Origin of the sequence: Paenarthrobacter sp. CM16 (assembly GCF_013179505.1) — a bacterium.
GTDB lineage: Bacteria > Actinomycetota > Actinomycetes > Actinomycetales > Micrococcaceae > Arthrobacter.
Genome location: NZ_JABMCX010000163.1, coordinates 1 through 11,045, shown reverse-complemented (window position 1 = coordinate 11,045; position 11,045 = coordinate 1). Strand labels below are relative to the sequence as shown.

At 60.9% G+C, this 11,045-nt stretch carries 12 protein-coding genes and 1 pseudogene; 4 read left to right on the top strand and 9 right to left on the bottom strand.

Annotated features, from left to right (window positions below; translation table 11 throughout):
* The 7 genes from HP499_RS14775 to HP499_RS14745 form a co-directional block, all read right to left on the bottom strand.
* Positions 1 to 731: ATPase, T2SS/T4P/T4SS family (locus tag HP499_RS14775; protein WP_172324900.1), on the bottom strand; the 731-nt coding region annotated here is incomplete at its 3' end.
* Entirely contained in the window at positions 728 to 1,927 is a 1,200-nt protein-coding gene (locus HP499_RS14770) for an AAA family ATPase (RefSeq protein WP_172324899.1), read from the bottom strand. The genes HP499_RS14775 and HP499_RS14770, both read right to left, overlap by 4 nt.
* Positions 1,924 to 2,691 (bottom strand): RcpC/CpaB family pilus assembly protein, encoded by a 768-nt coding sequence (locus HP499_RS14765; RefSeq protein WP_172324897.1) that lies wholly within the window; start codon positions 2,689 to 2,691, stop codon positions 1,924 to 1,926. Before HP499_RS14765 ends, HP499_RS14770 begins: the two co-directional genes overlap by 4 nt.
* 50 nt (positions 2,692 to 2,741) lie before the next feature.
* Positions 2,742 to 3,782 (bottom strand): pilus assembly protein TadG-related protein, encoded by a 1,041-nt coding sequence (locus tag HP499_RS14760; RefSeq protein WP_172324895.1) that lies wholly within the window; start codon positions 3,780 to 3,782, stop codon positions 2,742 to 2,744.
* Positions 3,770 to 4,177 carry a TadE/TadG family type IV pilus assembly protein gene (locus tag HP499_RS14755; RefSeq protein ID WP_172324893.1) on the bottom strand — a complete coding sequence of 136 codons (408 nt, stop codon included), beginning with the start codon at positions 4,175 to 4,177 and terminating at the stop codon, positions 3,770 to 3,772. Before HP499_RS14755 ends, HP499_RS14760 begins: the two co-directional genes overlap by 13 nt.
* 99 nt (positions 4,178 to 4,276) lie before the next feature.
* Entirely contained in the window at positions 4,277 to 4,471 is a 195-nt protein-coding gene (locus HP499_RS14750) for a Flp family type IVb pilin (RefSeq protein ID WP_253951601.1), read from the bottom strand.
* Between the two features lie 322 nt (positions 4,472 to 4,793).
* Positions 4,794 to 5,438, bottom strand: a complete 645-nt coding sequence (locus tag HP499_RS14745; RefSeq protein WP_172324891.1) for a prepilin peptidase — start codon at positions 5,436 to 5,438, stop codon at positions 4,794 to 4,796.
* Positions 5,439 to 5,725: 287 nt separating this feature from the next.
* Between HP499_RS14745 and rplM the strand changes: the two genes are divergently transcribed.
* From rplM to glmM, 3 genes are all read left to right on the top strand, one after another.
* A complete protein-coding gene (gene rplM / locus HP499_RS14740; RefSeq protein ID WP_024817563.1) occupies positions 5,726 to 6,169 on the top strand; it encodes a 50S ribosomal protein L13 in 444 nt (147 codons plus the stop codon).
* Between the two features lie 39 nt (positions 6,170 to 6,208).
* On the top strand, positions 6,209 to 6,715 hold the full coding sequence (rpsI, locus tag HP499_RS14735) for a 30S ribosomal protein S9 (protein WP_035760464.1): 507 nt from the start codon (positions 6,209 to 6,211) through the stop codon (positions 6,713 to 6,715).
* Positions 6,716 to 6,869: 154 nt separating this feature from the next.
* On the top strand, positions 6,870 to 8,234 hold the full coding sequence (gene glmM / locus HP499_RS14730) for a phosphoglucosamine mutase (protein ID WP_172324889.1): 1,365 nt from the start codon (positions 6,870 to 6,872) through the stop codon (positions 8,232 to 8,234).
* A 64-nt stretch (positions 8,235 to 8,298) separates the two neighbouring features.
* Here the strand turns inward: glmM and HP499_RS14725 are convergent, their stop codons facing one another.
* Positions 8,299 to 9,108, bottom strand: coding sequence for a D-alanyl-D-alanine carboxypeptidase family protein (locus HP499_RS14725; protein WP_172324902.1), 810 nt, complete (start codon positions 9,106 to 9,108; stop codon positions 8,299 to 8,301).
* Between the two features lie 67 nt (positions 9,109 to 9,175).
* A complete protein-coding gene (gene coaA, locus HP499_RS14720) occupies positions 9,176 to 10,147 on the bottom strand; it encodes a type I pantothenate kinase (protein WP_011775550.1) in 972 nt (323 codons plus the stop codon).
* Between the two features lie 139 nt (positions 10,148 to 10,286).
* Here coaA and HP499_RS14715 point away from each other — a divergent pair.
* Positions 10,287 to 11,045, top strand: a pseudogene (locus HP499_RS14715) (glutamine--fructose-6-phosphate aminotransferase); the annotation flags it as partial.

The window sequence follows — 11,045 nt, the reverse complement described above, 5'->3', positions numbered from 1 at the left end:
AACTCCGCCATCTCCTGGGTCATGGACCCCCACTCGATCAGGTTGGCCACAGTGAGGGGAACATGGCTGAATTTCCTGATGGTCAGCGAGGGGCCGTTGACTGCCAGGGGAGGAATAATCGCATTGACACGGGATCCGTCTTCCAGCCGGGCATCCACCAGGGGAGATGATTCATCGATGCGGCGTCCTACCTTGGAGACGATCCGTTCAATGACCTTCCTCAGGTGATCATCCGAACTGAACTGCAGCTCGGTCAGGGCCAGATGACCGTGACGCTCCACATAAATCTGATCAAAGCGATTCACCATGACTTCAGTGACTGAGGGGTCCTCCAGCAGGCGTTGGAGCGGCCCATAGCCCATCACTTCGTCGGAAATCTCACGGATCAACCTACGGCGTTCCTCGGGAGACAGCGGGACTTGTTCATCATCAATAACCGCTGACAGTTCATCCACTGCGAAAGACCTGAGGTCCTCCTCGGAGGAAGACGTATCCCCGATCCTTGATCCCATTCGAGTAAATAGTGCCGAAGCAGCGCGTTGTTTCAGCCCCGAGAGGGCGTCGACAACGGGAACTGAGGGAGCGCCGCCCAGCATCGGAACGGAGGGCCCCGGTACTGCAGGGCCCGATGCAGCCTCATAATCACCGGCCACCGCTTGTCCGGACGATGCTTCGATGGTCTCGTTGACAGCAAAAGGATTGTTCTTCGAAAGCCTCTCCGAGAGTTTCATGACACCACCACCCTCCGGTGCAGTTTGTTCTGAGGCGTGGATTCCAGGCGCGGGTCAAAACGCTGAACCAGCTTCCTAAGACCCTTGATGGCCGCGTCCCTGGCAGTCCCTTGAAGTACAGGAATTCCCCGGTTCGTGGAATAGGGGAGCGTGCGGGACCGGGGGATCACCGTGTCAATGGGAACCCCTATGGTGGCTTCGACATCCTGGACTGAAAGGCCGCTCTTCCTGTCCGCGAAGTTCAAGACTGTATGCCGGCCTTGTGGCAATAGCTGAAGTTCCTTGAGAACGCTGAAGCATTTCCGTAGGCCTCTAATGCTGGGCACATCCATCCCGCACACCCAGACTCCGTCGGTGGCCAACTCCAGGGTGGCCAGGCAATGCTCGCCAAGGCCTGGTGCTGTGTCCACCACGACGTACTTGAACTCTGTTGCCAACTGGTTGATGAGCCGGGTTACATGTTCGGCGGTTATGTAGTCCGAATCGGACGGCTTTTGCGGGGCACAGAGGGCATAGATTCCAGCCGGGTGGACTGTTAGGAACGCCTTGAGGACCATGGAGTCCTGGGCTGCAGCTCCATGGACGGCCTCGGTGATGGAATGTTCCGGTTCCAGCAAGAGACCCGAGGCAACATCCCCGAACTGCAAATCGAGATCTACGATCACTACGCTCATCGGCGCGAGTGTTCCCAACCCGATAGCCAGGTTGGTTGCCACCGTCGTCTTGCCAACCCCACCTTTGGGCGACATGACGGCAATGACCCGGCCCCGTTCCTGTCCGGATTCGGCGGCAGGCTGCATCCCTCGTCTCCGGCTCGCGGATGCCAAGCAAGCGCGCTCCAGGAGGACGCGGAGTTCATTGACCTCAGCTTCCGGCGCCACTACATCCCTGACCCCGGCGTGCATGGCCTTAAGCACAATGTCGGCACTGGGCTCAGCCACCATCAGGAGGCTGATCTCCGGGTATTGGAGGTCGATCACTGTGGCCAGCTTGAAAGCATCGTCAGGGTTGACGCCTGGACCAAGGATCATGACTTCTGGCGGAGCACCTGTCAGCTGCTTGAAGATCTCGTCGGTGCCGGATTGGAGGACCGTCGGAGACAGCGTTTGCAGCTCTCCGTGGAGTGCGCCGCTGATGGCTTGCCGTACGCGTCCTTCAAAATCACGGACGGCGGTGATGGCTACGAAGCGGCTCATTGGACCAGCCCTCCAAAGGTGGTGGTGGGAGGATCGCTCTTGACAGTTTTGTCAGACTGCTTGGAGAGCCATAGGGTGCCAAATTCGGCGCCAAACACCATCTTTGTGGCGTCGGCATCGCTGAGGGCGACCGTGACGTAGGCGGAGCCATTGGGAAGTGCCACACCTTTGTCGGTTCCCGCTGATTTCTCAGCATCAGGTGCCGCTTGCTGGACGGCAGTGACCAAAACGTCGTGATAGAGCAGTTCTGTGAAATCCTTCCAACCGGTCAAGCCAACAGGAAGGTTTGCCCCTGCGGGAACAGCTTCATCCAATTTGAAAGAGGCAAACACGGTGACGGTGTCGCCGGCCTCAATCCGACCACCCAGGATTCGTTCGGGTGCAAGAACAAATGTTGATTCCTGCAAGCCTTCGGGGACCGGTACTGTGCCTGGCGCGAGTTCTTTGGGATCCACCAGTTTGACGCCCAGCAGTTGTTCCCCAGGTTGTAGATCCGCGGACGTTACTTTGCCGTTCTGATCATTGAGGGCGCTGATGGTGCCCGGTGCGACTGCCGACTGCGGCAAGGTCTCGGTCTTGACCTTGGCCTGCAGTTCCTCTGCCTTGGTGCCGGCAGGGATGCGTTCTTTGACAACAAGTACGGTGACGGGATCAAGCCCTTGCTGCGCCCGCTTGTCGGCTCCCTGTACGTAGGTAACCAGCAAAACGGTGCCTATGACTGCCAAAAGCAGTGCTGCAATGCCTCCCAGTAGGCGTGTTTTCACTTCTACTCCTCTGATTCTTTCGGATTCCAGAACAGCGGCATGTCAGCCGGCTATTCAGTGAGCGTGACAACAGAGGCCCCGTAATTCGGGGTTCCCTCGGTAGCCTGCATGCCCTCTTCGAGCGAGACGAAGCGGGAGAAATACCCTTGGAGTCCTCGGCAATTTCCGTTGCAGCTTGGAGCAAGGGGATCGACAACGGCCCCAGAGCCGCTGAACTTGTAGCCGGTCACCTGGAATGCCGCGAACCCGATCAAGGTGTACTTCGCATTGCTTCCATTGCCGGTTGCTGTGCTGAAAAGGGGGATGAGGGCGGGCTCATCCATGATGGTTGAGAGTACGGAACTACACGCAGCGGCATTCGGGAAATGGTTTCCAGTCTGACCATTGACCGTCATGTCGAGATCGATGTCCGTAGAGCAGCCGGAAGTGGTTACCAGCCAACCAAAGCCGCCGGGTTGGTATCCATTTTGGGCCGCACACCCCGGCACGGTCGGAGTGTTCTCGTCATAGCGGAGAAGGATATGAGTCGGCACAGGGTCGCCGGTGAAAGTGCCGGTGGAATTCAGCGATGCCAGTTGCGTTGGTGAGAGGTATTTCTTGAAAACACACTCGCTGACCGTCCACGGAAGAGTACTCGCAGAGGATGGAGCACCCCAGGATGCCTCGGCTGCGGCATCAACATTTGCGGTGTTGAAGCCCATGGCCCGTGCGAAGAACAACGAGAAGCTGTCTTGCCCCGCTGTGTCGCGGGAGTTGGTGACCACCCGCACGGTGGTGGCGGCTGGAAAAGTTACGACAGCACCGCTGGTGTTGTCGTTGGAGTTGTCGTTGGCGAACTGGTTTCCCGTGGCTGTGCTGCTTCCACAGCTGCCGCCGGCGCAGTCAGTGGCGATGGCCAGGGCGGCTGCGTCAGCCCCGTTCTGGAGCTGTGCCTTCTCCGCATAGAGGGCTCCGACGTCCACGGCCAGAGCGGCAAAGCCAAGCAGGACCACCATCATGCCGGCGACCATTATTGTGGCTGCGCCGTGCTCCGAATCTTCCTCTGCTGTTGTTGCCCGGATCCGCCGACTGATTCCTGCTAACCACCGCATCTCATTACCCCTACCCCTGTCATGTTGAGCGGAAAGATACCTGGAGCGCCAAAGAAGCCTGAGTCGAGGAATCCCGACATCGAGGGCAGCGAGACACTGGTAGTCACCGTGACAGTGGAGCCAGGAGCGCAGCTTGACGCGTTGTCGCTGACCGACACGCCCAGACCATCCAGGGAAGGTGCGGACGAGAGGGCCGTTCCTGTGACGTCCAGTGCTCCGTCCTGGTAATGAACGGCTGCGAAACGGGCACCCTCACGAGCAGCTTGAGTGAGTGAAACCTGGACGTTCAATGCCCGACCGAACTCGATGACCCCGATCAGGATCAGCAGTAGGAGCGGCAGGATGATTGCCATTTCCACGGCTACTGCGCCGCGTTCTTTCTCTTTCGTTTTCACGAGCGTCTCCCAGGCCCAGAATCGCGGAAGCAAATGTGACGTTAAAGAGGAGGATTGACCGCGCCGGCGACTAGATCGCCAGCGCAGTCAAAGCTCAACCTAGAGTCGGCCGGCAACGCCGATGAAGAGATCGCGGATGGCGGGGCCCAAAATCAGAAGACCGGCGATCACGACAATTGCGATCAAGGAGACCATGAGGCCGTATTCAACCATCGTTGCGCCCTTCTCCTCCTTGGTGAAGCGGGTCTTGACGCCGGCGATGTACGAAGTGATGGAAAGCATGAGTGCAGACATTGGAATTTCCTTCCCAGAAAAAATATTTGCGAATTGGGTTATAGGTCCAGCAAATTATCGGAATTTGCTTCGACTTCCGAACTACCCCCATGTTGCCTTTAGCGGTTCGGAATTCGATGAGATAAGAATTCACCCTGGGAGGCAGCTGCGACAATGCGTAGCCGTACTCGATTTACCGGGAGGGGCGCTACTCGCCTGCATGCACCGAAGGCATGAAGTACTCAGTTTTGGAGGAAAAAGGGGCCAAAACTACTTGTTTTAGACAGGCGCCTTATTGTTATGGGGACCTGCGGAGGGGTTGGTAAGCGCGTACTAAGATGCGTCAGTTCATGACCAGGGCAACGCCGAGGGAGGCGATGATCATGGCCGGGCCGTGAGCCGTTTCTGTGGGTTTTTCCGCGCGTCGCAGGCGCAACATCAGTACCGTGAGCACCCCGCCCACCACGAATCCCAGTAGTCCCCCGAAGAGTACTTGCTCCCAACCCAAGTACCCCAAGTACAGCCCCAGGGGTGCGGCGAGCTTTACATCGCCCATTCCGATGCTTCCAGGCGAAAGAAGTCCAAGAATTAAGTAGCCTGCGAACAAAATGGCCCCTCCGGCGAGGGCCCGGAAGAGTTCCAGCCATCCAGGGGCAAGGGCCGCGGAGGCGGCGAGGAGCAGCAGCCCGCCCCCAAGGAGGAGCACTATGAGGGCATTAGGCAGTAGATGCAGCGCAAAGTCGATGCGCGAAAGTTGAACGCCCAGCAATGCCAATAACAGGAATGCCGGCAACTCCGGAGAAAAGCCGAACCGCAAAGCGAGCAAGCCAAACAGCAGCGAGGTGACAGTCGCCGTTGTGATCCGGACCTTGGGGGAGGGGAGTCCGCCAAGTCGCGGGAGCTGCCGGCAGATGAGCCACTCAAGGGCCGGGGTCAGGAGGAGCCCGGCGACGGCCATAATGAAGGGAAAGGCGGCCTCGTTGGTCATGTGCTCTCCCTCAATCAGTGCGCGGCCCCCGGGGGCGGTTACCCCATTTTGACCCGGACGCCCCGTTGAAGGTATTGTTTATAGTCGTTGTGCGTGTCCTATCTCGATGACACATGCCTTCCGGGGGATCCAGTTGCAGGATCGCTAACTCCTAAGGCATTTCGAGATTCCGGGATGACTGGTACATAGAGCCCTCACCTCTGCTCCGGTAGCGCATACATAGTAGGTACACGCCTCACTGCGTGTCGCCTAAAACATGAACGCCAGAACAAGAACGAGGCAAAACCGTGCGTACGTACACCCCGAAGCCCGGCGATATCAACCGCCAGTGGCACGTCATTGACGCCACCGACGTTGTCCTTGGTCGTCTTGCCAGCCAGACCGCAACACTGCTGCGCGGAAAGCACAAGCCGACCTTTGCGTCCCACATGGACATGGGCGACTTCGTCATCATCATCAACGCTGAAAAGGTTGCCCTCACCGGCGCCAAGCTGGAGCAGAAGCGCGCATACCGCCACTCCGGTTACCCGGGCGGCCTGACCTCCGTCAACTACGCCGAGCTGTTGGAATCCAACCCGGTTCGCGCTGTTGAGAAGGCCATCAAGGGCATGCTCCCCAAGAACTCTCTCGCTGCACAGCAGTTGGGCAAGCTCAAGGTCTACCGTGGCGCTGAGCACCCCCACGCTGCACAGCAGCCGAAGACTTTCGAAATCACCCAGGTCGCCCAGTAGTCCTGGCCACCAACTAAACTTTTTATTACAAGGAGAACCGTGGCTCAGAACGAAGAACTGACCGCCGAAGCCGTCGAGGCTGAGGAAACCCTCACCAGCTACACCTCTGAAAGCACATCTGCTGAAGATGCGCCCAAGAAGGAGCGCCCGGCACTGACCGTTGCCGGTGCAGCTGTTGGCCGTCGCAAGGAAGCCGTTGCACGCGTTCGCGTTGTTCCGGGTTCCGGCAAGTGGACCATCAACGGCCGCACGCTGGACAACTACTTCCCGAACAAGCTGCACCAGCAGGACGTCAACGAGCCCTTCAAGATCCTTGATCTCGAAGGCGCCTACGACGTCATCGCCCGTATCCACGGCGGTGGCATCTCCGGCCAGGCCGGTGCACTGCGTCTCGGTGTTGCCCGCTCGCTGAACGAGATCGACGTCGACAACAACCGCGCCACCCTCAAGAAGGCCGGTTACCTGCGCCGTGACGCCCGCGTCATCGAGCGTAAGAAGGCTGGTCTCAAGAAGGCACGCAAGGCTCAGCAGTACTCCAAGCGTTAATCCGCTTGCCCCCTTCACCGGGGTATCGAAAGCCCGTTCCGCCACTATGGCGGGGCGGGCTTTCGCCGTTAACACGCGCCCTGTAGGCCCCTCATGTGACGCTCCGACACGCTACTGAACTGACGGTGTCCCGCAGTCGTCTAAACTTGAGCCGATGTCTAGATTATTTGGAACAGATGGCGTGCGCGGTCTCGCGAACGGATTGCTCACCGCCGAGCTGGCTATGCAGCTTGCCCAGGCCGCCGCCGTCGTACTCGGCCATGACCGCACAACCGACGGCAAGCGGCCCCGCGCCGTGGTCGCCAGGGACCCCAGGGCGAGTGGCGAGTTCCTCGCCGCCGCTGTGGAAGCGGGGCTTTCAAGCTCCGGAATCGACGTCTATGACGCCGGTGTCCTTCCCACCCCCGCGGCCGCTTACCTGGTGGCAGACCTCGACGCCGATTTCGGCGTCATGCTCTCGGCCTCCCACAACCCCGCGCCGGACAACGGCATCAAGTTCTTCGCCCGCGGCGGCCAGAAGCTCCCGGACCACGTCGAAGACGCCATCGAGGCGCAGCTTGGCAAAGAGCCGCAGCGCCCCGTAGGAGCCGACGTCGGACGCATCCAGCGCTTCTCCGACGCCGAAGACCGCTACATCGTGCACCTGCTGGGCACGCTTCCCAAGCGACTGGACGGACTCAAGGTCGTACTGGACTGCGCCCACGGTGCAGCGAGCGGTTGTTCGCCCCAGGTGTTCAAGGACGCCGGCGCGGACGTCGTAGTGATCGGCGCAGAGCCGGACGGCCTGAACATCAATGAAGGTGTGGGTTCCACCCATCTTGGCCCCTTGAAGGAAGCCGTTGTTAAGCACGGCGCAGATCTTGGTGTTGCCCATGACGGCGACGCCGACCGATGCCTCGCCGTAGACCACGAAGGCAACGAAGTGGATGGCGACCAGATCATGGCCATCCTGGCACTGGCCCTCAACGACGCCGGAAAGCTCAAGGACAGCATCCTTGTGGCGACGGTCATGAGCAACCTCGGCCTCAAGATCGCCCTCAAGAACGCCGGTATCACCATCCGCGAAACCGGAGTCGGCGACCGTTACGTCCTGGAAGAAATGCGCGACGGCGGCTACAACCTTGGCGGGGAACAGTCCGGACACGTGATCTTCTCCGATTACGCCACCACAGGTGACGGTGTGTTGACTGGCCTGCAGCTCGCAGCGCAGGTTGCCCTCACAGGCCGCAGCCTCAAGGAACTCTCCACCGCGATGACCAAGCTCCCGCAGCTGATGATCAACGTCAAGGGCGTGGACAAGGCCCGTGCTGGAACAGACGAAGGCGTGGCGGCCGCTGTGGCTGCAGCGGAACTGGAACTGGGCGAGACCGGCCGTGTCCTGCTCCGCCCGTCAGGTACTGAAGCTTTGGTCCGTGTGATGGTGGAAGCCGCTGATATGGAAACGGCTGAGCGCATTTGCAACAGCCTTGCCGCCGTAGTCAAGGAACGCCTCGGCGCCAACAGCGAGATGGCCGTCTAAGAAGCCTGAACGAGTTTCGGCCCGCCCCCTGCCTGGCAGGGGCCGGGCCGGCGTCGTTTAAGGGCTACAGGTAATCCGGGGCTGCTTCCAGCCCGAAGTACTCTTCCAGTGTCGGGATGCCGCGGGTGGCCATGTCGGTTGCCGCTTCCACGCCGATATAACGCAGGTGCCAGGACTCGTAGAAGTAGCCGGTGGTGTCGTGGAACATCCACGGATAGCGGACCACGAATCCAAACCTATGGGCGTTCGCCTTGGCCCAGACCGCGGCCGGTTGCTCGGCAAAGCATGGCTGGAAGCTGCAGGCTCCACCGCCGTCGGCAATGTCGAAGGACCAGCCGGTCTGGTGTTCGGAGTGCCCTGGCCGGGCTGAGGCGCGATCGGCTGCGGCCTGGCCGGTGCCGGCAACGTAGCCGCCGTACGTAGCTACCTGCGTGGAGTAGGAACGGTAGCCCGAAGCCAAGGTCATGACGATGCCCTCGGTGGCCGCAGCGCCGAACATCTTCTCCGCGGCAGCCGCCGTCGTGCTGTTGAGCAGGGAGGCTTCGCCGCTGACGGCGAGGCGGACGTTCGGCTGGACCAAGTCGGCCGGGACGAAGTCCTGGGGGCTGAGGGGGCGATGCTTGTTGACGACCACCCATGGGCTGGTGGGGTCGGTGAGGGAGTGCTGCGGCGCAACGGCGCTGGAGGGCGCCGAGCTGGATGCTGTCGCAGTGGGGGACGCAGCGCTGGGCGCCGCGGTTGCGGTTCCCGTGGCTGGGTTGGAGGCGACGGCGGTGGAGGGCACTGCCGAAGCTGTAGCGGCTCCGCTGGCGGCATTGGCCGCAGCAGGGGAGGGGGCGGCCTTCTCCGGCGTGCAAGCGGCCACCGCTGCCATTCCGGCGCCGGCAGTGATCAGGCTTGCAAAAGCGCGCCGGCTGGGAAGCTGCCTGGGCCCGCCCACGCTAGACCTTCCTCAGCAGCATCCGGCGGATGGAATGGTCTGCGTCCTTGGTCAGAACCAGTTGGGCGCGGCCGCGGGTGGGCAGCACGTTCTCTTCAAGGTTGGGTTCGTTGATCCGCTTCCAGATGCCGCGTGCGGTCGATTCGGCGTCATCATCGGACAACGTGGCGTAACGGTGGAAGTAGGATTCCGGCTGCGCGAAGGCTGTGGTGCGCAATTTCCGGAAACGGTCCACGTACCATTCCTCGATGTAGGAGGTCTTCGCGTCCACGTAGATGGAGAAGTCGAAGAAGTCACTGACTGCCAGTCCTTGCTTGCCGTCCATGCGGGGGCGTGCGGGTGCCAGGACGTTGAGTCCCTCCACGATCAGGACGTCGGGACGCCGCACCACCACTTCCTTGCCTGGCACGATGTCGTACGTTACGTGGGAATACCACGGTGCGCGGACTTCTTCTGCGCCGCCTTTGACTTCCGAGACGAATCGCAGGAGGCCCCGCCTGTCGTAGGACTCGGGAAATCCCTTGCGTTCCAGGAGGTGGCGGCGCTTCAGTTCGGCCAGGGGATAGAGGAAGCCATCGGTGGTGATGAGTTCCACGTTGGGAGTTCCGGGCCAGCGCCTCAACATTTCGCGCAGTACACGGGCAATGGTGGACTTGCCCACGGCCACCGAGCCGGCCACTCCGATCACAAACGGCGTGCGCTGGGTTTGTTCGCCCAGGAAGGTGGTGGTGGCCGCGTGAAGCTGGTGGGAAGCCTCTACATACAGGTGCAGAAGCCGGGAAAGCGGGAGGTAGACCTCCCTGACTTCCTTCATGTCCAGGGGGTCGCCGAGGCCGCGGAGGCGGAAGATGTCCTCTTCGTTGAGGGGCTGCTCCATCTGCGCTGCAAGCCTGGACCATGTTTGACGGTCCAGTTCTACAAAGGGGGAAGCGCCGTCGCCGTTAGCTTCGGTGCGTTGCAAAGTCACGCTCATGATTCTGCCCTCCACGCGGCGGAACAGGAAATGCGCGACGACGGGAGGGTGAATTGTGGGGGGCGGACATCATACTGGCAAGGGGAGGAGCTGGGATGTCCCACGTCAGTTGTTTGCGCTAGCCGTTAGGCTTGTACCCATGTGTGGAATCGTAGGCTATGTTGGCAATTCGTCTCGCAAGGCAGCTGGTCACAGCGCCCTTGACGTCGTCGTGGAAGGGCTGCGTCGTCTTGAGTACCGCGGCTATGACTCCGCAGGCGTCGCAGTGGTGGCTGACGGGACAATCTCGTCCCGTAAAAAGTCCGGCAAACTGAGCAACCTGATCAGTGAACTGGAAGCAAATCCAGTCCCTGAATCCCTGACCGGCATCGGCCATACCCGTTGGGCCACCCACGGCGGCCCGACCGACCGCAACGCGCACCCGCACCTCTCTGACGGCGGCCGCCTTGCACTTATTCACAACGGCATCATCGAGAACTTCGCCGAACTCAAGCAGGAACTCCTGGCCAAGGGCGTTACCTTCGAGTCCGAGACCGACACCGAGGTTGCTGCCGCACTGGTGGGCGATATCTTCCGCACCGAGCTCAATGGCGACGGCGGAAACCTCACCGAAGCGATGCGCCTGGCCTGCCAGCGCCTCGAAGGCGCCTTCACCCTTCTTGCCGTCCACGCAGACCAGCCCGACGTCGTCGTAGCTGCCCGCCGCAACTCCCCGCTGGTGGTTGGCCTGGGCGAAGGCGAGAACTTCCTCGGCTCCGACGTCTCCGGCTTCATCGACTACACCCGCCGTGCCGTGGAACTGGGCCAGGACCAGATCGTCACCATTACCGCGGACTCCGTGGAGATCACCGACTTCTTCGGCGCTCCCGCCGAGGGCAAGGAATACCACGTTGACTGG

Bases quoted from the DNA above. Each gene is read 5' to 3' on its own strand.
- HP499_RS14770 (WP_172324899.1), bottom strand. From the start codon at position 1,927: ATGAGCCGCTTCGTAGCCATCACCGCCGTCCGTGATTTTGAAGGACGC.
- HP499_RS14760 (WP_172324895.1), bottom strand. From the start codon at position 3,782: ATGCGGTGGTTAGCAGGAATCAGTCGGCGGATCCGGGCAACAACAGCA.
- HP499_RS14750 (WP_253951601.1), bottom strand. From the start codon at position 4,471: ATGTCTGCACTCATGCTTTCCATCACTTCGTACATCGCCGGCGTCAAG.
- HP499_RS14745 (WP_172324891.1), bottom strand. From the start codon at position 5,438: ATGACCAACGAGGCCGCCTTTCCCTTCATTATGGCCGTCGCCGGGCTC.
- glmM (WP_172324889.1), top strand. From the start codon at position 6,870: ATGTCTAGATTATTTGGAACAGATGGCGTGCGCGGTCTCGCGAACGGA.
- HP499_RS14725 (WP_172324902.1), bottom strand. From the start codon at position 9,108: ATGGCAGCGGTGGCCGCTTGCACGCCGGAGAAGGCCGCCCCCTCCCCT.
- coaA (WP_011775550.1), bottom strand. From the start codon at position 10,147: ATGAGCGTGACTTTGCAACGCACCGAAGCTAACGGCGACGGCGCTTCC.